Source organism: Lelliottia nimipressuralis (genome assembly GCF_004115925.1).
Classification (GTDB): Bacteria; Pseudomonadota; Gammaproteobacteria; order Enterobacterales; family Enterobacteriaceae; genus Enterobacter; species Enterobacter nimipressuralis.
The window spans coordinates 1-21,512 of the sequence record NZ_SDDX01000001.1 but is presented as its reverse complement, the minus strand read 5'-3'; the positions used below and the strand labels follow the sequence as shown (position 1 = coordinate 21,512).

At 51.4% G+C, this 21,512-nt stretch carries 16 protein-coding genes and 1 pseudogene; 10 read left to right on the top strand and 7 right to left on the bottom strand.

Features of this window, described 5'->3' with window-relative positions; translation table 11 throughout:
• Positions 1–11 precede the first annotated feature (11 nt).
• Positions 12–2,375, top strand: coding sequence for a glycoside hydrolase family 31 protein (locus ETG88_RS00085; RefSeq protein ID WP_129034293.1), 2,364 nt, complete (start codon positions 12–14; stop codon positions 2,373–2,375).
• A gap of 118 nt (positions 2,376–2,493) precedes the next feature.
• Here the strand turns inward: ETG88_RS00085 and ETG88_RS00080 are convergent, their stop codons facing one another.
• Positions 2,494–4,089 carry an ABC-F family ATPase gene (locus ETG88_RS00080; protein WP_100777078.1) on the bottom strand — a complete coding sequence of 532 codons (1,596 nt, stop codon included), beginning with the start codon at positions 4,087–4,089 and terminating at the stop codon, positions 2,494–2,496.
• A 223-nt stretch (positions 4,090–4,312) separates the two neighbouring features.
• Between ETG88_RS00080 and ldtB the strand changes: the two genes are divergently transcribed.
• Complete coding sequence (gene ldtB, locus ETG88_RS00075; protein WP_100777079.1) at positions 4,313–5,233, top strand: L,D-transpeptidase; 921 nt, start codon at positions 4,313–4,315, stop codon at positions 5,231–5,233.
• 48 nt (positions 5,234–5,281) lie between these two features.
• Here ldtB and ETG88_RS00070 read toward each other — a convergent pair whose 3' ends face one another.
• The 5 genes from ETG88_RS00070 to ETG88_RS00050 all read right to left on the bottom strand — a co-directional run bounded on the left by ETG88_RS00070 (position 5,282) and on the right by ETG88_RS00050 (position 10,829).
• A complete protein-coding gene (locus tag ETG88_RS00070; RefSeq protein ID WP_129034292.1) occupies positions 5,282–5,998 on the bottom strand; it encodes a GntR family transcriptional regulator in 717 nt (238 codons plus the stop codon).
• A gap of 16 nt (positions 5,999–6,014) precedes the next feature.
• Positions 6,015–7,337: a PTS sugar transporter subunit IIC gene (locus tag ETG88_RS00065; RefSeq protein ID WP_107703975.1), complete on the bottom strand. Its 1,323-nt coding sequence runs from the start codon at positions 7,335–7,337 to the stop codon at positions 6,015–6,017.
• Positions 7,338–7,388: 51 nt separating this feature from the next.
• The gene (locus ETG88_RS00060) at positions 7,389–8,765 is read right to left on the bottom strand and encodes a glycoside hydrolase family 1 protein (RefSeq protein WP_129034291.1); all 1,377 of its coding nucleotides are present in this window, start codon (positions 8,763–8,765) and stop codon (positions 7,389–7,391) included.
• A 348-nt stretch (positions 8,766–9,113) separates the two neighbouring features.
• Positions 9,114–9,899, bottom strand: coding sequence for a DeoR/GlpR family DNA-binding transcription regulator (locus ETG88_RS00055; protein ID WP_129034290.1), 786 nt, complete (start codon positions 9,897–9,899; stop codon positions 9,114–9,116).
• A gap of 33 nt (positions 9,900–9,932) precedes the next feature.
• A complete protein-coding gene (locus ETG88_RS00050; RefSeq protein ID WP_129034289.1) occupies positions 9,933–10,829 on the bottom strand; it encodes a sugar kinase in 897 nt (298 codons plus the stop codon).
• Positions 10,830–10,994: 165 nt separating this feature from the next.
• On the opposite strand from ETG88_RS00050, the gene yihU reads away from it, so the two are divergent.
• The 8 genes and pseudogenes from yihU (at position 10,995) to ETG88_RS00010 (ending at position 20,049) form a co-directional block, all read left to right on the top strand.
• Positions 10,995–11,888: a sulfolactaldehyde 3-reductase gene (gene yihU, locus ETG88_RS00045; protein WP_129034288.1), complete on the top strand. Its 894-nt coding sequence runs from the start codon at positions 10,995–10,997 to the stop codon at positions 11,886–11,888.
• Between the two features lie 15 nt (positions 11,889–11,903).
• Positions 11,904–12,779: a sulfofructosephosphate aldolase gene (gene yihT / locus ETG88_RS00040; RefSeq protein ID WP_129034287.1), complete on the top strand. Its 876-nt coding sequence runs from the start codon at positions 11,904–11,906 to the stop codon at positions 12,777–12,779.
• 16 nt (positions 12,780–12,795) lie between these two features.
• On the top strand, positions 12,796–14,037 hold the full coding sequence (gene yihS / locus ETG88_RS00035) for a sulfoquinovose isomerase (RefSeq protein ID WP_129034286.1): 1,242 nt from the start codon (positions 12,796–12,798) through the stop codon (positions 14,035–14,037).
• A 31-nt stretch (positions 14,038–14,068) separates the two neighbouring features.
• The gene (locus ETG88_RS00030) at positions 14,069–14,959 is read left to right on the top strand and encodes an aldose-1-epimerase (protein ID WP_129034285.1); all 891 of its coding nucleotides are present in this window, start codon (positions 14,069–14,071) and stop codon (positions 14,957–14,959) included.
• 33 nt (positions 14,960–14,992) lie between these two features.
• A complete protein-coding gene (locus ETG88_RS00025) occupies positions 14,993–17,035 on the top strand; it encodes an alpha-glucosidase (RefSeq protein ID WP_129034284.1) in 2,043 nt (680 codons plus the stop codon).
• A 17-nt stretch (positions 17,036–17,052) separates the two neighbouring features.
• Positions 17,053–17,964: a sulfite exporter TauE/SafE family protein gene (locus ETG88_RS00020; RefSeq protein ID WP_129034283.1), complete on the top strand. Its 912-nt coding sequence runs from the start codon at positions 17,053–17,055 to the stop codon at positions 17,962–17,964.
• Between the two features lie 84 nt (positions 17,965–18,048).
• The gene (locus tag ETG88_RS00015) at positions 18,049–19,443 is read left to right on the top strand and encodes an MFS transporter (protein WP_129034282.1); all 1,395 of its coding nucleotides are present in this window, start codon (positions 18,049–18,051) and stop codon (positions 19,441–19,443) included.
• A gap of 309 nt (positions 19,444–19,752) precedes the next feature.
• Positions 19,753–20,049: pseudogene (locus ETG88_RS00010) on the top strand (helix-turn-helix domain-containing protein).
• Between the two features lie 395 nt (positions 20,050–20,444).
• On the opposite strand, the gene ETG88_RS00005 reads toward ETG88_RS00010, so the two are convergent.
• Positions 20,445–21,512: fimbrial protein (locus ETG88_RS00005; RefSeq protein WP_252152555.1), on the bottom strand; the 1,068-nt coding region annotated here is incomplete at its 5' end.

Here is a 21,512-nt window from a genome sequence, read left to right as displayed (position 1 = left end):
ATGTATTGCATATGAAAACCCTGAAAAACTGGACCCTTCTTGAACAGTCCGCGAACCATCTGGAACTGCTCGTCGATAATCAGCACCGTCTGTGTCTGTATATGCTGGAAGAGAATCTGTTCCGCGTGCTGATCAAACGCAAAGGCGAGCTGTCGCTGGATAAAACCTGGAGTATCGCGCCCGCTCAGGACGTGCCGTGGGAGGGCCGCCAGCGCGACGATCTCAGCGGATTTAGCTGCCCGACGTGGACGCTCACGCAGCCAGACGACACGCTCGTCGTCGCGACGGAACAGCTGCGCGTCACCGTCCACCAGCCTCTGTGGCTGGAGTGGCACTACCGCAATGAGGACGGTGAATGGCTGGAGCTGGCGCACGACCGCCCGACCAGCGCGTACCTGCTGAACGCCCACGGCGACGGCGCGGCGCACTATCTGAGCCGCCGCAAGGACGAGCGTTTTTACGGTTTGGGCGAAAAAGCGGGTGATTTGCAGCGCAACGGTAAACGCTACGAGATGCGTAACCTCGACGCGATGGGCTATAACGCCGTCAGCACCGACCCACTGTACAAGCACATTCCGTTCACTATCACCCGCCGCGACGACGTGAGCTACGGTCTGTTTTACGACAACCTGAGCAGCTGCTGGCTGGATCTGGGTAACGAAATCGACAACTACCACACGGCATATCGCCGCTGGCAGGCGGAAGCGGGCGATATCGATTACTACATCTTCACCGGTAAACGCGTGCTGGACGTGACCAAAGCTTTTGTCCGGCTGACCGGGAAAACGCTGTTCGGCCCGAAATGGAGCCTCGGCTACAGCGGTTCGACCATGCACTACACCGACGCACCGGACGCGCAAAACCAGCTGATGAACTTTATCCGCCTGTGTGAAGAGCATGCGATTCCGTGCGATTCGTTCCAGCTTTCGTCCGGTTACACCTCCATCAACGGCAAGCGCTACGTCTTCAACTGGAACTATGACAAAGTGCCGCAGCCGAAGGTGATGAGCCAGGCATTCCACGACGCGGGGCTGAAACTCGCGGCAAACATAAAACCATGCCTGCTGCAGGACCACCCGCGCTATAACGAAGTGGCGGAGCGCGGGTTGTTTATCCGTGATTCAGAAACCGATGCACCGGAACGTTCAAGCTTCTGGGATGACGAGGGTTCTCACCTCGATTTCACCCATCCGCAGACCATCAAATGGTGGCAGGAAGGCGTGACCACGCAGCTGCTGGAGATGGGTATCGACTCCACCTGGAACGACAACAACGAGTTTGAAGTCTGGGACGGCGAGGCGCGCTGCCATGGTTTTGGCCAGGAGATTGCTATCAAGCATATTCGCCCGGTGATGCCGCTGCTGATGATGCGCGCCTCGATGGAAGCCCAGCAGCGCTTTGCGCCGGATAAACGTCCGTACCTGATCTCCCGCTCAGGCTGCGCCGGGATGCAGCGCTACGTCCAGACCTGGAGCGGCGATAACCGCACCAACTGGGACACCCTGCGCTATAACACCCGCATGGGGCTGGGGATGAGCCTCTCCGGGCTGTTCAACGTCGGCCACGATGTCGGCGGTTTCTCCGGCGATAAGCCGGACGCGGAGCTGTTTGTGCGCTGGGTTCAGAACGGCGTGATGCACCCTCGCTTCACCATTCACTCGTGGAATGACGATCACACGGTGAACGAGCCGTGGATGTATCCGGGCGTGACGCCTGCGATCCGTGGCGCAATTGAGCTGCGCTATCGTCTGCTGCCGTATCTTTATACTCTGCTGTGGCAGGCCCATGCCGATGACGAGCCAATGCTGCGTCCGACTTTCCTCGATCACGAGCATGATGCCCAGACATTCAAAGAGTGTGACGATTTCCTGCTCGGGCGCGATCTGCTGGTGGCCAGCGTCGTTGAACAAGGCCAGCGCGAGCGCCGCCTCTGGCTGCCGGACAACGAAACGGGCTGGTACGATTTTTACACCCACGAGTGGTTCTCCGGCGGCCAGTGGATCGTCCGCGATGCGCCGCTGGAAAAACTGCCGCTGCTGGTACGCGCAGGGGCCGGGCTGCCGCTTAGCGAACGCATTACCCATGTGAGCGCCGGGAAAGATGATACCCGCGAGCTGAAACTGTTTCCGGTGAAGGGCGTGGGCACAACGTCGGGCCTGCTGTTTGAGGATGATGGCGAGAGCTGGGGCTATCAGAAAGGAAATGCGCTGTGGTTGGAGTGGGAGATGGTGTGCGATGGCACCACAATCAATCTGAAGGTCGCGGCACGCGGCGATTATCGTCCGGCGTGGCACGCGCTGAAGGTGTCGTTGCCGGTGGGCGAGAAGCGTAAATTGTTGATTAATGGTGAAGCGTGCAGTGAGTGGGCACTCTAATCACTGATTGCCGGGTGGCTGTTGCACCTTAGCCGCCCTGCGTGTTCGGTGCGATGTAAAACACCCATAAAAAACGGCAACCCGTGGGTTGCCGTTTTGCTGTTGCCTGATAGACCAGTTAGCCTTCGATGCCTTTGCTGCGCAGGTAATCTTCATAATTACCGGTGAAGTCCACGATGCGTTCCGGTGTGATTTCAATCACGCGGGTCGCCAGGGAGCTTACGAACTCACGGTCGTGGGAGACGAAGATCAGGGTGCCCTGATACATTTCCAGCGCCATGTTCAGGGATTCGATAGATTCCATGTCCAGGTGGTTAGTCGGTTCGTCCATTATCAGGATGTTAGGTTTTTCCATCATCAGCTTACCGAACAGCATGCGCCCTTTTTCACCACCGGAGAGCACTTTGGCAGGCTTTTTGATGTCGTCCTGGCTGAACAGCAGACGGCCCAGAATGCCGCGCACGGCCTGCTCGTCGTCGCCTTCCTGCTTCCACTGGCTCATCCAGTCGAAGACGGTCAGATCGTTTTCGAATTCAAATTCATGGTCCTGCGCGTAGTAACCGAGCTGGGCGTTTTCCGACCACTTCACGGTACCGTTATCTGGCGCCAGTTCACCCACCAGGGTTTTCAGCAGGGTTGATTTACCCACACCGTTTGCGCCCAGTACCGCAATCTTCTCGCCCACTTCCAGCAGCAGATTGAAGTTTTTAAACAGCGGACCGTTATCAAAACCTTTCGCCAGCGCTTCCACTTCCAGCGCGTTACGGAACAGTTTCTTGTCCTGCTCGAAGCGAATGAACGGGTTCTGACGGCTGGAGGCTTTCACTTCGTCCAGCTTAATTTTATCAATCTGACGCGCACGAGACGTCGCCTGACGAGATTTAGAGGCGTTAGCACTGAAGCGGCTGACGAAGGATTGCAGGTCAGCAATCTGCGCTTTTTTCTTGGCGTTGTCAGACAGCAGACGCTCACGCGCCTGGGTGGCAGCCGTCATGTACTCGTCGTAGTTGCCCGGATAAACGCGCAGCTCGCCGTAGTCCAGATCGGCCATGTGGGTGCAGACCATGTTCAGGAAGTGACGGTCGTGCGAAATGATGATCATAGTGCTGTCGCGGTCGTTCAGCGTCTGCTCCAGCCAGCGGATGGTGTCGATGTCCAGGTTGTTCGTCGGTTCATCGAGCAGCAGAATGTCCGGGTTTGAGAACAGCGCCTGCGCCAGAAGCACACGCAGTTTCCAGCCCGGTGCGACTTCGCTCATCAGGCCGTAGTGTTGCTCAACCGGAATACCGACGCCGAGCAGCAGTTCACCGGCACGGGATTCGGCAGAGTAACCGTCCATTTCGCCGTAAAGCACTTCGAGATCGGCCACTTTATAGCCGTCTTCTTCGCTCATTTCAGCCAGACCGTAGATGCGGTCGCGCTCTTGCTTCACTTCCCACAGTTCCCCGTGTCCCATGATCACGGTGTCGAGCACAGTAAACTCTTCGAAGGCGAACTGGTCCTGACGCAGCTTACCGATACGCTCGTTCGGATCGAGCGACACGTTGCCGAGCGTCGGCTCTAAATCGCCGCCGAGGATTTTCATGTAGGTGGATTTTCCGCTACCGTTGGCACCAATCAGGCCGTAACGGTTGCCGCCGCCAAATTTGACGGAAATGTTTTCGAACAGCGGCTTACTGCCAAACTGCATAGTGACGTTGCTGGTAACTAACACGGGGAGATTCCTGCGAAAAAGTGTGATAAACACGGCATTATGCCACAATTCCGAATTGAAATCCCGTGTTGCAACCAACCACTAAACTTTAACAAAATCGAAAAAAATGTGATTTCGTACACATCTGAATTCCATGCGCGAGGGAATGCACATATAATGCGCTCCCATCAATGATTCAGACTCATCAACTAATCGCCAGAGTGGCAAAGATACCTCGCATAACATGAATATGAAATTATCAACGCTTTTTGCGGCGGCGTTAGCCGTAGTAGGTTTTTGCAATACCGCTTCTGCGGTGACTTATCCGCTGCCGACAGACGGTAGCCGTCTGGTGGGTCAAAACCAGGTGGTTATTGTTCCGGAAGGCAACTCCCAGCCGCTGGAATATTACGCCGCTGAATACCAGCTGGGCCTGTCCAACATGCTCGAAGCAAACCCGGGCGTTGACCCGTATCTGCCGAAGGCCGGTACCGTGCTGAACATTCCTCAGCAGCTGATCCTGCCGGACACCGTCCACGAAGGTATCGTGATCAACAGCGCTGAAATGCGCCTGTATTACTACCCGAAAGGCACCAATACCGTGATCGTTCTGCCGATTGGTATCGGTCAGCTGGGCAAAGACACCCCGCTGAACTGGACCACCAAAGTAGAACGTAAGAAAGCAGGCCCAACCTGGACGCCAACCGCCAAGATGCACGCCGAGTACATCGCTGCCGGTGAGCCGCTGCCAGCCGTTGTTCCTGCCGGCCCGGACAACCCTATGGGCCTGTACGCGCTGTACATCGGTCGTCTGTATGCGATCCACGGTACCAACGCCAACTTCGGTATCGGCCTGCGCGTGAGCCACGGCTGTGTGCGTCTGCGTAACGACGATATCAAGTTCCTGTTCGAGAATGTGCCGGTCGGTACCCGCGTTCAGTTCATCAACGAACCGGTGAAAGCGACCTCTGAGCCAGATGGCAGCCGCTATATCGAAGTGCACAACCCGCTGTCTACCAGCGAAGATCAGATTAACAACAACGAGATCGTGCCGATTACCCTGAAGAGCAACGTGCAGGCTGTCACCAGCCAGGCCGACGTTGAAACCACCGTTGTGGATCAGGCGGTACAGAACCGTTCCGGTATGCCGGTACGTCTGAACTGATTGACTCAGCTTCAAACAAAAAAGCGGGCTGCTTAGCCCGCTTTTTTATTACCCGTTATTCACGATGACGATTCCACCGTGATCGTACCGGTAGTGGCAATGGGCGTATTCCAGCGGCGTGCCATCCTCCAGATAGATCACCTGCTCCACCTCCAGCACCGGGTCGGTTTGCTCGCAGATCAGATGCTGCATATCCAGCGCGTTCGGTTTTAGCGCCCGCACCACCCGATATGACCCCATAATTTTCAGCCCCAGCGTCTCCTGCACGTACTGGAACACCGAGCTTTCAAGATGGGTTTTATTCAGCCCCGGCACCAGATTCAGCGGCATGACGGTGGAATCAAGCGACATCGGCTCACCGTTAAGGCTGCGCAGGCGAATAAAATCATAGATCGGCGTATCGTCGTTTATCATCAGGGACGACTGCTCTTTCTCGTTCGGAAAGCGCAGTTCGAAATGGACCACTTTACTGCTCACCGTACCCAGATGTTCCCAGGTTTTGGTGGCGCCGAAATAGTCGCTGCCGGAGAGATCCCACTGGGAAAGCTGCAGGAAGTTTTTACGAATGAACGTCCCCTGCCCCTGTCGCGTATAGACCAGCCCTTCCACAATCAGCTGGCGCATCGCCTGCTGAATGGTCATCCGGCTGGTGCTGAACTCCGCCGCCAGCGCAAACTGGTCCGGCAGCGGTTCATTGGCGGCATACTGCTGGCTAATAATGCGTTTCTTAATTTCCCGCGCTATGGTGATGTACTTCGCCGCCATCGCCTTTTCCTTATGATTAATCCGCTATCGCACTGTTTTTCAATGCCACCCTCTCAGCAATCTTGAGGAAAGGCAGGTAGAAGAATACACCAAATACAATGATTGCCAACTGAACCACCACCGCCCGCCAGTCCCCCGCCGTCGCCAGCCAGGCGCTGAGTATTGGCGGCGTGGTCCAGGGGATCATGACTACACAGCGCGACATCAGGCCGAGCGTGGTACACAGCCAGGCAAAGTAAATCCCTATCGCTGGCAGCAGCACAAACGGAATCATCAGCGGCAGGTTAAAGACAATCGGCAGGCCGAAAATCACCGGTTCGTTGATGTTAAAGAGCCCCGGAGCCAGCGACAGCCGCGCCACCTGTTTGGCCGATTTTTGCCGTGAGAAGATAAAAATGGCGATCAGCAGCGAGATGGTGCTGCCCGTCCCGCCGATCATCCCGAACGTCGGGACAAAAATGTTATTGATGATATGCGGAATCGGCTGTCCGTTGGCGAAGGCCAGCATGTTCTCATTGGTGTTGATTAACAGGAACGGTTCCAGAATCACGCTGTTCACTACCGACTGGTGAATACCCAGCGTAAACAGGAAATTACCGAAGCTGTAGATAAAAATTGTGCCGGGCAAACTGGTATTAATGAGTCTGAGAGGCTGCTGGATAAAATGGGTGATCAGGTGAATCAGATCCGTATGCAGCACGTTCGCCAGCAGCGCCGCCAGAATGGCGAACAGGGAAAGCGTGATGATCGTCGGGATCAGCGCGGTAAAGGATTTGCTCACCGCAGGCGGGACGTTCTCGCCCAGCGAAATGTGCAACACTTTCAGGCGCGAAATCGCAATAAACACTTCCGTTGAAATCAGACCAATCAGCACCCCGGCAAATATGCCCGTTGAGCCGATATTGCTGAACGTCAGCACCTGGGTGACATTCACCGTCGCCTGGCTGCCGACGGGCACCAGCTGGAGCTGCATCGGCATCATAATGATAAAACTGCTTACGGCGATAACCACTGCCGAAACCGGGTTGTCGAAATCTTTGTTGCGCGCCAGCGACCAGGCAATCATCGGGGCGAGTAACAGCGCCGCGATGTTCAGCGTGCCGTTAATAATCGCCTCACCCCACACCTTAAAGTGGGCGAGCGTTTCCCCTTCGAACACCCACGGAAACACCACGTTGTTCACCAGCACCGCGAGACCGGCAAGGATGAAGATCGGCATTACCGTGGCGAAGGCGTCGCGCAAGGAACGTAAGTGCACCTGGTTTGCCAGGCGCGCGGAGAACTCAACAAATCTGTCGACAAACGACTGCATCGCAGGTGTAATTTTTGTATCAGACATAGCGGATATTCCCATCAATCAGTCACAAAAACCGGTCCGGCAGCGTAAGGCTTACAGCTCGCTTCCGTTGCTATGAATAGCCTGTTTTAACCACGCGTAGCTCTTTTTCGGCACACGTTTCAGATCCTTGAGATCGTGGTTTTCACGGTTGACGTACACCACGCCGTAGCGTTTACGCATATCGCCCTGCGAGCTGAGAATGTCGATCAACCCCCAGCCGAGGTAGCCTACCACCTGCGCACCGTCTTCAAAGATCGCCGCTTTCATCGCCTCGAAATGCTTGCGGTGATAATCGATGCGGTAATCATCTTCTATCGGATTCACCCCGTCCCAGGACTCAATTACCCCGATACCGTTTTCAATCGGGAAGACCGGCAAACGCCAGTCGTTGTAATAGCGGGTGATAATGGTACGAAAACCGAGCGGATCGATTTGCCAGTTCCATTCGGTGGCTTTCAGGAACGGATTGTTCTTCTCGCCATGGGCCAGGTAGTAGTTCACCGGCGTGCCTTCCGGAATCGGGTCGCTGTCGAGGGTTTTACTTGCGTAGTAACTAAACGCCATATAGTCGTTTTTGGTTCGCGCCAGCAGGGCCAAATCGTCCTCACGATAGATATCCCCAAATCCTTGCTGTTCAACCACTGCCATCACCGCCGGGCTGTAGCCCTGACCGGCAAAGACGCGCAGCAGATTCTGGTTGAGGAATTCGTCGTACTGCTGAGCGCAGAAGATATCGCGCGGTTTGCAGGTGGCCGGGTAGATCAACTGATGCGCCAGCATGCCGCCCATCAACTGCCCCGGTTTGGCCTGGTGCAGGTACTCCGTCAGCGCCATGTGCGCCACCATCGTATGATGCTGGATTTCGTAGAGTTCGCGCAGGGTTTGCTCGCCCTTCATGTAGCCTGAGACTCTGAACGCTTCCGGCATATGGAAAATGTTCTGCTCGTTAAAGGTGAGCCAGTACTTCACCCGGTCGCCGTAGCAGTCGATCATCTTTTTGCCGTAGCGCACAAACGCGTCCAGCACCCGGCGATCGTTAAACCCGTTGTACTCCTGCGCCAGGGCCAGCGGCATGTCGAAGTGGTACAAGCAGATCATCGGCTCAATGCCGCGCGCGATGAGATCGTTGATAAAGCGATCGTAAAACGCGATGCCCTCTTCGTTGAAATCGCCGTCACCCTGCGGGCAGACACGGCTCCAGGAGATCTGGAAGCGGTAGCAGTTCATGCCCAGATCCTGCATCAGGTCGAAATCTTCTTTGTAGCGATGATACGAATCGGTGGCGACTTTCCAGTCAGAGGCATTTTCCCCGGCTTCGCGGATGTCATACACCGACATCCCCTTTCCGCCCTCGTTCCATGCCCCCTCGGTCTGCATACTGGAAACCGAGTTACCCCATAAAAAGTTAGCTGGCAGTGATTGCTTCATGGTCTCTCCCTATATGACTAGTCATTTAAATTTCATGACTAGTCATATAGGCAAAGATGAAAAATCAAGCAAACGGAAGGATCGTTTTTTGTGAGCGGGATAGAAATAAAGAAGCCGGATGTCGTGTCATATTAAAGTTATGTCACTAATCACGTTTATCATAATAAAGTTATGTCGCTATTCTGGCTAACCAGATGGATGGCCAGTATTGGTCAGCACTGACGTGTAGTGCCGACAATCGCTTCGTCTCGCTTGCCTTTACCTAATGAATAATTTCTGCAAGCTGTAGTCTCCTTTGAGCAAAAGATTAGTGACAAATAACCTTACTGAAGGGGAATCTACCAACAATTAGTCGCCTGGATTGACCTTAACAATGTCCACCTTGCTGGATTTCAGGTGAGTAATAAGTTCAGGTTCGGGAATTTCATCGGTGAAGAGCGCTTTCGTCTGCGCCACATTTCCTATTTCAACTGCAGCAGTAGCGTAAAATTTTGTATGATCGGCTGCCAACAAGATATGCCGGGAGTGAGCCATCATCATTTTCACCACACTGGCTTCATTAACATCAAACTCCGTCAACGTGCCGTCATTTTCGATACCCCCGACGCTGCTCACCAGGTAATCTGCGCGAAAACCTGATATGAATTCTGTCGCTGTTGGTCCTGTTATTCCCCCATTATGCGGGCGCAACGTACCGCCAGGTACCATGACTTCAAAGCGTGGGTTTTTATATAGGATCTTGGCCACTCGCAGGCTATTGGTGATGATGCGAAGATGATGATGGTGAAGCAGTGCGCGGGCAACATGCTCCACCGTAGTCCCTATAGTGATGAAGATCGTCGAGCCGTCAGGTATATAATCCGCAATGGCCTCAGCAATAGCACGCTTCTCTTCTGTCAATGCCAGTTCACGCTGCTCAAAAGCGGTATTGATTATGCTGGAGGCGCGGCCCGCGCCTCCATGATGGCGTGTTATCAATCCCTGCTCACTAAGTTTACGGATATCACGCCGCACTGTTTGTGTCGATACGCCAAGCATCTCCGCAAGAACATCAATGTTCATATATCCGCGATGAGCGAGCAAATTCAAAAGCTGATCATGTCGTGGATTACCGGTTAGTGCTGTATGGCTCATGGGATGTCCTGTCAAATCATCATGTTCACTATTCTATACAAAAAGTGACATAAAGCATCGGGTTTGATCACTATCAGGTATTCCCGCTCGCCCTCCTGGTCGCGTACATTTTAATGCAGCTACCGCGCTGGCGAAGCGAACAGCATGCTCCAGCGTGTCAGAATCTGTCAGAGCGACCGCAAATGCTCCATGGAAAACGTCGCCAGCTCCGGTTGTATCCACCACTCTTACTGCAAAAGCAGGATGATGTCGCAGAGTATCATTTTCAAGCCAGTAGCAACCCTCTTCGCCGCATGTGACGTATACATGTCCATTTGTGAGCGTTTTTGCTTCTTTAAGTGCAACCGTGCTATCACTGATCCCGGTCAGACGTTCTAAACCTGGTGCAGAAAATACCGCGTGGTCGCTTAACTCGACCAGATCCGCAATATTTTGCGGGGTGGTATCACCATCAAGCACAGTCAAAACACCATGCTTTCTCGCGAGAGTAAACGCCTGTTTGGCACCTTCATGCCAGCGCACATCAGCAAGAATGACATCATATTGTGAGAAATCAATTTCGTTTAGCCAGCCCGCGTCATCTGGTAAATCAGGGCTTGGAAAACTGGCAATAATGCGCTCACCAGCATTATCGACCAGTATTGCTGACTGCGAAGAGCGAGCGTGTTTGATTATCCGGGAATAGCGTGTATTAACACCCCATGTCTCCAGTTCTGTGAGTAGTCTACGACCCGTATCGTCATCGCCTACCCGTCCGATAAAGTCAACTTGTACCCCCAGCTTAGAGGCGGCGACCGCCGCTGTTGCTGCAGGTCCCCCCCCTACCTCGGTGTAGCTTTTCGCAACAAATTTCCCCCCTTCTTTAGGGAGTTCATCGAGATACCAGATGCGATCCAGCACAGTGATACCAACACAAGCGATTCGGGTCATGGTCATTACTCCAGCGTGTTTGAGTTGTCCTCATCTTAATGTCGCAATCTGTTTTTAAATTGACCGACGTCAATTTTATAACCATAAATTACAAATACACTCAAAAACAGACAGCAACAAAATGATCAAAATGACAAAAACTTACACAGCAGTTCAGGAGGCGTTATGTCAGTAATTGCATTTATTGGACTTGGACAGATGGGGGCCCCAATGGCGCGCAATCTGCTCAAACAAGGCCATCAGCTGAATGTTTATGATGTGGCTCCTAAGGCTGTAGAAGCCTTAACACAGAAAGGCGCAATACCCTGTTCCACACCTGCTGTTGCCGCTGAAGGCGCTGAATTCGTCATTACCATGCTGCCGAATGGAGATCTGGTTAGCTCCGTTTTGTTTGGGGAAAATGGTGTTTGTGAAAAGCTATCACCTGAAGCGCTGGTCATCGATATGTCGACGATTCATCCTCTGCAAACCGACCAGTTAATTACAAAAATGATCAAAATGGGATTTAGCATGATGGATGTGCCTGTGGGCCGAACCTCCGATCATGCCATTGAGGGCACGCTGCTGTTGCTTGCTGGCGGAACACCTCAGCAGATAGAACGCGCCAACCCCATTCTGATGGCAATGGGAAGCGAGTTAATTGAAGCGGGAGGACCCGGAATGGGGATCCGCGTCAAGCTGGTCAATAACTATATGAGTATCGCCCTGAATGCATTGGCCGCTGAAGCTGCCGTTTTGTGTGAGGCGCTGGGGCTTTCTTTCAGCGTCGCACTGGACGTCATGGCCGGTACCCCTGCCGGAAAAGGCCATTTTACAACTACCTGGCCAAATAAAGTCCTGAAAGGTGACCTTTCCCCTGCATTCATGATCGATCTCGCGCATAAAGATCTCGGGATCGCTCTGGACGTTGCAAATCAGTTACATGTCCCAATGCCACTCGGCGCAGCCTCTCGCGAAGTGTATAACCAGGCCCGCGCGGCCGGACGCGGTCGTGAAGACTGGACGGCCATCCTCGAACATGTTCGCACATCTGCTGGGTTGAAAATCAACATTGATTAACAAAAGGAATATCGAATGACGACATACTCTCTTAAGGATATCACCCGACCCTCTGGCGGTTTTGCAATGCTCGCCGTCGATCAGCGTGAAGCAATGCGCCTGATGTTTTCTGCTTCAGGCCTGCCCGCGCCGGTGACTGACCAGCAACTGACCGATTTCAAAGTAAACGCTGCTAAAATTCTGTCCCCTTACGCCTCCGCTATCCTGGTTGACCAACAATTTTGCTATCGCCAGATAGTCGAGCAAAACGCCTTAGCTAAAAACTGCGCGATGATTGTTGCGGCAGATAAGTTCATCCCTGGTAACGGCCTCCCGGTTGATAGTGTGATGATTGATAAAAGTATCGATCCACATATGGTCAAACGCGATGGGGGGAAAGCTCTGAAGTTATTGGTTCTCTGGCGCAGCGATGAAGACCCTCAGCAACGTCTGGACATGGTTCGAGACTTTAACCAACTGTGCCATACAAATGGCTTGCTCAGCATCATTGAACCCGTCGTACGACCACCACGACGCTGTAATACGTTTGACAGGGAACAGGCCATTATCGAAGCGGCGAAAGAGCTAGGGAATAGCGGAGCCGACCTCTATAAGGTTGAAATGCCGCTGAACGGTAAAGGATCACAGCAGGAGTTGCTGAAGGCCGCACAGGCACTTAACGACCATATCGCGATGCCATGGGTAATCCTCTCTTCCGGCGTGGATGAAAAATTATTCCCTCGTGCGGTGCGTGTTGCGATGCAGGCTGGAGCATCTGGCTTTCTTGCCGGGCGAGCCGTTTGGTCTTCTGTAGTTGGCTTGCCAGATACTGAACTCATGCTACGCGATATTTCCGTTCCTAAATTACATCGTCTGGGCGAGATCGTCGATGAAATGATGGCCCGCCGTTAATACAAGGAGAGCAAAGATGAAATGGTTTAATACCCTGAGCCATAACCGTTGGCTGGAACAAGAAACTGACCGCATTTTGGATTTTGGCAAAAAAGCTGCAGTACCGACTGGTTTTGGCTGGCTCGGTAATACCGGGCAAGTGAAAGAAGATATGGGAACCCATCTTTGGATCACTGCTCGAATGTTACACGTATATTCTGTGGCGGCGTCTATGGGACGTCCGGGTGCTTATTCCCTGGTCGATCATGGCATAAATGCCCTCAATGGCGCACTACGCGACAAGCAATATGGAGGCTGGTACGCCTGTGTGAATAACGATGGTGTAGTCGATGCCTCTAAACAGGGTTATCAGCATTTCTTCGCTTTACTTGGTGCAGCCAGCGCCGTCACTACTGGTCATCCAAAGGCGCGTCAACTTCTTGATGATGTTATCGAGATCATTGAGACATATTTCTGGAGCGAGCAAGAGAAAATGTGCCTCGAGTCCTGGGATGAAACCTTTAGTAAAACCGAAGATTATCGTGGCGGCAACGCCAATATGCATGCTGTTGAAGCGTTCCTGATCGTCTATGACGTAACGCAAGACCATAAATGGCTTGATCGTGCTTTACGGATCACAGAGGTGATAATCCACGATGTTGCCCGTAAGAGCGAATACAGGGTTAACGAACATTTTGATACTAACTGGAACCCAATCCGGGATTACAACAAAGATAATCCCGCACATCGGTTCCGCGCTTATGGCGGGACGCCTGGGCACTGGATCGAATGGGGGCGGCTGATGCTTCATCTTCGTGCTGCACTGGAAGCGCGTGACGAAACGCCGCCTGCATGGCTTCTGGAGGATGCGAAAGGTCTCTTTAACGCAACCATTCGTGATGCCTGGGCACCCGACGGTGCCGACGGTTTTGTCTACACCGTAGACTGGGATGGCAAACCTATTGTTCGTGAACGTGTCCGCTGGCCAATTGTAGAAGCAATGGGGACCGCCTATGCGTTGTATACCGTAACGGGTGATGAACAATACGAAGCCTGGTATCAGCAATGGTGGGAATACTGCATCAAATACCTTATGGATTATGAAAATGGATCCTGGTGGCAGGAGCTTGATCCCAATAACGAAGTAACGACCAAAGTTTGGGACGGCAAGCAGGATATTTATCATCTGTTGCATTGTCTGGTAATACCGCGTCTGCCACTGGCTCCTGGGCTTGCTCCTGCTGTTGCCGCCGGTTTGCTGGATATCAATGCTCAATAATACCTGTTGAACAACCCACGGGATCACGCAAATGCATAAAAGTGGAAAGACTGTAGAGCTCCGGGCTGGAGACTATCACGCGAAAATAGTCACTACTGGTGCAGGATTAGCTCAGCTGACCCGCTGCGGACGTAATCTTACGCTCCCACACAGACCAGAAGATATGCCTCCTGCACATCTGGGGAAAGTGCTTCTTCCATGGCCGAATCGTATCGCCAACGCAAGTTATGTTTTTGCCAACGAAACATTGCAGCCGGCTATAAACGATCGTGCGTCTGGCGCGGCTATTCACGGCCTGTTGGCATGGCACAACTGGCAGATCGCAAGGAAGACAGACCAGACCGTCATTCTTGAGGCATTTCTGCCGCCTAACTACGGTTACCCTTTTATGCTACATGCTGAGGTTACCTGGACTTTAGACAGTATTGCGGGCCTTCAGGCCCGCATCTGCGCCACCAATATCGGCAATACAGACGCACCATACGGTGCAGGCGCACATCCTTATTTAACCTGCGATTTAGAAAAAATAGACAGTTGTGAACTCCACATGCCGCGGTCACGGCTGTTCGACCACACCACACGACACTACTCCAGCACCGAGGATGCGGCGCTGGATTTCTCAACACCAGCACTCATTAATGCTACCAGTATTGATCATAGCTTTCACATTACTGCACTTACCGAACAGTGGGAAGTACGCCTGGTCAGCCCGCGTCAGAGACTGGCCGTTTGGCTACGTGGCTCACAGCCGTGGATACAGGTCTACAGCGGTGAAAAATTAGGGCGTACAGGCCTGGCGGTAGAGCCAATGAGTTGTCCACCGGATGCCTTCAATTCTGGTATCGATCTGGTTCGGCTTAAGCCTGGCGATACCCATCAGCTGTGGTTTGCCATAGGTGGTGAAGACATCTCACAAAATTAGCAACATACGGATGATATGACAAAGGAGGGTTTGATGAATGCACAGCATGCTGGGTCTAATAATGTATCACTCGATCTCACGACTGACGGGTTTACCCTCACTTATAAACAACGCGTGATTCTGCGCCACAGTGATAAGGTTCCCTGCTTGTGGATTGGCGCTGGCACGGCTGATATTGAGATGTTTCGTGGCAACTTTAGTATTAAGGATCTGCTGCGCGAGAAAATTACGCTGAAAAATATCACCGTTACAGCAAAAAACAACGGATGGGTAATTCGTTTCACCCGAGCCGATGACATAAATGCCACCCTCTTTATCAGTACCGATCAACAGGGCCGTCTGGAACTAAGGGTCAAAAATGACTCTCCATCCTACAACCGTATCTGGCTCCGATTAGCGGCCCAGCCGGATGATCACATTTATGGGGGCGGTGAACAGTTCTCCTACTTTGATTTACGTGGCAAACCTTTCCCACTGTGGACCAGCGAACAGGGTATTGGACGAAACAAAAAGCACCACATCACGTGGCTTGCTGACTGTCATGAGAATGCCGGGGGCGATTATTACTGGACCTTTTACCCACAGCCAACCTTTGTCAGTACACAGAAGTATTACTGTCATATCGACAACACGTGCTATATGAATTTTGATTTCAGTGCGCCCGACTACCATGAACTGGCGTTCTGGGAAGACAACGCAACGCTGCGATTTGAATGCGCCGACACCTATATTGAGCTACTTGAAAAACTCACCGCTTTACTGGGCCGACAGCAAGAACTTCCAGACTGGGTCTACGATGGCGTCACGCTTGGTATTCAGGGCGGCACAGACGTTTGCCAGCAAAAGCTCGATTTAATGCGCAGCAGTGGTGTCAAAGTTAATGGCATCTGGGCGCAGGACTGGTCAGGATGCAGAATGACCTCCTTCGGCAAACGCGTCATGTGGAACTGGTCATGGGATCATGAGCGTTATCCACAGTTAGATAAGCGTATTCAGCAATGGGATCAGCAGGGGATCAAGTTCCTTTCCTATATTAATCCCTATGTCGCCAGTGACAAAAATCTCTGCAAAGAGGCAGCAGAACGCGGATTTCTTACCAAAGATGCCAATAATCTGGACTATCACGTCGAATTCGGTGAGTTCTACGCAGGTGTCATCGACCTGACGAACCCAGAAGCCTATGACTGGTATAAAGGGGTTATCAAAAAAAACCTGATTGAACTGGGTTGCGCGGGCTGGATGGCTGATTTCGGTGAATATCTTCCCACCGACACCTTTTTGTACAACGGCGTAAGCGCCGAGATAATGCATAACGCATGGCCAGTACTATGGGCAAAATGTAACTACGAGGCCTTACAGGAAACCGACAAACTTGGCGAAGTGCTGTTCTTTATGCGCGCAGGTTACACCGGTAGTCAGAAGTATTCCACCATGATGTGGGCTGGGGATCAGAATGTGGACTGGAGTCTGGACGATGGCCTCGCGTCCGTAATTCCTGCAGCGCTATCACTCGCAATGAGCGGGCATGGGTTGCATCACAGTGACATAGGCGGCTATACCACACTTTATGGAATGAAGCGCAGTAAAGAGCTGCTAATGCGCTGGTGTGAATTCAGTGCTTTCACTCCGATGATGCGTACTCATGAAGGAAATCGTCCTGCCGATAACTGGCAGTTTGATGGTGATAGCGAAACGATTGCCCACTTCGCACGCATGACCTCTATCTTCACCACCTTAAAACCTTACATCAAAGATGCCGTCTCGCAGAATGCACTCCGCGGTCTGCCGGTGATGCGCCCGTTATTTATTCACTATGAGGATGATCCACACACATACACATTGAAATATCAGTATCTATTTGGCCGCGACCTGTTGGTCGCTCCGGTTTATGAAGAAGGGCGCAGCAGCTGGACTGTCTATCTGCCTGAAGATGACTGGATCAGTATCTGGACTGGCGAAAGGTTCGCCGGCGGCGAGATTACCGTTTCGACACCCATTGGGAAACCGCCGGTGTTTTACCGTAAACAGAGCGAATGGTGCGTATTATTTGCCTCGCTTCGCCAGATTAACTCCTGAACATACAAGGATTAGTTATGGATTTCTTCACTCTATTTACGCCTGATGGCGTTGTGCTGGACTACACCACAGTGGCAATGGTTATCGCCATTATGTTCCTTTATACCTTCGTTGGCATCTGTGCAGGATTTGGCGGCGCACTGACCACAATGCCACTTATTACATTGCTGATACCTTTAAAAATGGCTGCACCGATGTCAGTGATTGTGGGTACGGCGACTGCTCTTTATGCAACATGGCTTTCACGCAAGGAGACCAACTGGAAATCGGCACTTGTGCTAATTATCTTTTCATTAGCTGGCATCCCCATAGGAATTTATGCCCTTTCATACCTACCCGATCACATTATGAAAATAGGGCTAGGCAGTTTCCTGATTCTTTACTCATTTTACAGCCTGTTCATTCCTCGCTTGCCAGTGTATGACAAAAACTGGATTGCAATGCCAACAGGGGTGATCGCTGGTGCACTGGGATCGGCGTTTTCCACAAATGGGCCACCGGTCGTAATTTACGGCATGCTTCGTAATCTTGCTCCTGCCGCTTTCCGCGGGACATTGAATGCTTTTTTTACCGCAAATAACATTGCCATCATTGGTGGGCTTACCAGTAGCGGAATCCTGACCATCTCCACCGTTAAGCTAGTAGCATTCTGCATACCGACCATGATTCTAGGGTCGCTGGTTGGACAATACGTCCACAAACGTATTCCTGTGAATACTTTCCGCGTTGTAGTGTTTTTGCTGCTGATTACCTCGGGTGCGATGCTTATTAAGGGCGCACTCGGAATCTCAACTCTCAGCGCTCTACTGCCAGTGTTTGCAGTATTAGGGCTTCTGCATCTGGTTTTTGGGAAAAAGGTCGCCGCAATACGTGCAGAAGAACAGGCTAAGTCGCAAAAAAAAGAAGGTGAGAAGGATCATATTCAGTAGTAACCGTGTCTTTAAAGACATCACTTATGGAATGAGCTATGCCAACTAAAAATAGCGCTCTTCGGAGCGCTATGAGGGACGAATATGAATCGAAATCCTAGTCCGCTGACACTTAGGCTCAGCTTGCGTGAAAAGTTTTCCTATGGAATCGGAGATCTGGGCTCAAATCTCATGCTTGGTATCGGGACGCTATACCTTCTTAAATTTTATACCGATGAGTTAGGGATCCCCGCAATTTACGGTGGGCTCATTTTTCTTATAGCCAAATTTTTTACTGCCTTTACCGATATGTTTACCGGTATGCTACTCGACTCGCGACGTAAAATAGGAGCACGTGGAAAATTCAGACCCTTTATCTTGTTCGCCTCTATCCCGGTCGCATTAATAGCAACAGTACAATTTGTCGCTACTGATTTTAATTTATCGGTTAAAACTACCCTCGCAACAATCTTTTTTATGCTGTTTGGACTTTTTTACAGCCTGATGAATTGTTCTTACGGAGCGATGGTACCGGCTATAACTAAAAACCCTGAAGAACGTGCGCATCTGGCGGCATGGCGTCAGGGAGGGGCAACGGTAGGTTTATTGTTATGCACCGTTGGATTTATGCCTATCCAGGCATTATTCACTGTTAATACTTCGTTGGGTTATACTATCGCAGCACTAGTGTTTTCCATCGGTGGTCTGTTGTGTATGTGGTGGTGCTATAGCGGCGTAAAAGAACGATATACCGAAGCTATCCCCACTCATCATAAACCGGGGATAGTGGCATCGTTTTTTACGGTGTTTCACAATCCACCGCTGCTGATTTTATGCATCGCTAATCTTTGTACGCTGGCTGCTTTCAATATTAAACTGGTGATCCAGGTTTACTACGCCCAGTATGTCCTAGAGGATCTTCAATTGCTGTCATGGATGGGTTTCTTCAGTATGGGTTGCATTCTGGTAGGTGTTCTGCTGGTACCTGGCGCTGTTAAGCAGTTTGGTAAGAAGCGAGTCTATCTCGGTGGCCTGTTGCTGTGGGCAATTGGTGACATGTTGAACTTTGCATTTGGAAACAGCTCCCTGTTATTCATAGGATTCTCTTGCATAGCATTTTTCGGTACGGCGTTTGTAAACAGTCTGAACTGGGCTTTGGTACCTGACACCGTAGAGTATGGCGAGTGGAAAACGGGTGTTCGTACGGAGGGATCGGTTTATACAGGTTTTACCTTCTCGCGTAAGATTTCTGCAGCACTTGCCGGATTTTTGCCGGGTCTAATGCTAACCCATATTGGCTATATCCCACAAATAACGCAAAGCGACATGACTATTCAGGGGTTGCGGCAGTTAATTTTTCTCTGGCCCTGCGCGTTAGTCGTCATTGCGGCAATTATCATGGGGTTGTTCTATAAGCTCAACGAGGTTAAGTTTAATCAGATTGTTGAAGCACTGGAACAGAGAAAACGAGATGCACTTCCCGCTAGCCAAACTAAATAAAACCACTCATCAGCTTCAATATAAGCCATTACTCACAAGATGCTATATCATGCAAGTTATCTTAAAAGTAAGAAGTTAATCATTCATGAAAACAGTGATTAACGCCAGGTAAAATAATTAACTGTAATAATTTACTAGTCTTAGACATTGATACTCCCTCTGATCAAGATTCCCCGAATCTTGTTATGTCACTATTATAGGGACCAGGTCACCTTTAAGCTGTAAATCCACTTTAACAGCTTATAGGGTGTAATATAAAATAACAGCTCAGAGGTTGTATTAATTTCAACTATAGCGGTCAGAGGCATAATGAAAAATGTTTATCCGGTAAGAACACTCAATCACTTACGCCCCCTGCTTATAGGTTTTCGCAAATCGCAAGGACTGACAAAATAAGAAGTTGCTGAACGACTAGGCGTGACACAGCAGACATATGCTCGCCTGGAGACCAACCCTGCCAGTGTCAGTATTACACGTCTGTTTAGAGTGTTTACTGTTCTTGGGGTAGAAATTAACCTCTCCTCGGAGTCATGCTCCACAATCAGAAAGGAGACAGAAACAAACAGTGATTTTGTAAATTCGCCTGCCCGAAGGGAGAAATGGTAACGATATGAACCGAGCACAATAGAGTTTAGCGAGATGCATGAATGGCATACAAGCAGGTGCCACCTCAGCACATAATCTCAGAATCATGGATTGAGGGCTTGTATTACATGAGCTCCACTTCTGCATACTCATGTATGTATACGTAGCCCGCACTCAATCGTTGCGAAACCCTTTCAGCAAAAAGTATGCTCAATGCCACTTGAGTCATTGCCAATAAAAACATTTAAAATCAATTAATTAAATTTAATAATAACATAACTTAATTATGAGAATCCCGATTAGTGACATAACTTTTTTATGATACTACACCGGAGGGCCCTGCTGTTTCTCTCAAAACAGCACAGGGTTCTCTCGGATTCGATCATTGTTGAAAGTGATGAACGCTTACCCTTGCCCTAGTAATAGGTGATCGTGACATTCACTTTTGCCGTAAAATCTCCGGAAAAGGTATTATCATTTGCGTCAGTTATCTCGGGGGCTGTCTGTATGGCCGCCGCCTGGAAATACGCCGTATTTTTCCCTTTCTGCCCCACTCCGATATTCTGCTTCACGCCCATTCGCACCACTTTCCCTTCACTGTTATAGAGACCCACTTCGAGGCCTTTCAGCTTTTGACCATTTTGATCGCTCACTGCCGAAATGGTCTCTCGTCCGGGCACAATGGTGTAGGGCTCATCAAAGGTAAACTCGACATTGTTGGTGTAGCTGCTGCAGGTGAAATCCATACCAAAACGGGTCAGCTTCCCTTCACGCGGGAATGAACCGCTGCTGCTTTTGCGAAATTCCCCCAGGTCCACGGTCTGATGTTTGTTATCCAGCGAGCACGACGGCGCTGCCATATAGACACCCGATCCGAGCGGTACGTCGACGCTTGAGGCGCCGCCCAGGCCGTCAATAGAGAACGTGAGGTGCGCCCCCGGCGGAATGACCGCTTCTGAGCGATAATCCACCCAGCCCAGTTTAATCAGCTCCACGCGCATCGATTCGATGGCGAAATTGTATTTGTTATCAAACCGGTACAGGGTTTTTCCGGCGTTGTACTGGGCACCAAACTGCACCAGCGTCGAGTCCTCTTTCCCGTTAATAATCGGGTATTCCACCCCGAGGCGTTTCCCCAGCACCATGCGGGCAGACGGATAGCTGTCCGGCGGGGTCTCTTCGCTTAACGACACCGCCTTGATGTACATCTTCATCTTGATGCCGTTGTTGGTGGTCTGCGCCTCCCCCGTCCAGTCCAGCGCCTTGTCATTCACCGTGCTGAGGCTGAGGGTGATGTTGCCGTCAAAATTCGCCGGGGCGTCCAGGTCCTGACCGTCCGAGGTACAGGACAGGCGCATGTTGGGCAGAAACTGCGCGTAGTCCAGCGACAGCACGACGGTGTAGTCGGGGGTGTTTTCATCCACCGCAATCGGGTTTTCCCGGGTAAAGGGGGCGAACGGCAGCGCCCCCCCGGTGTCAATATC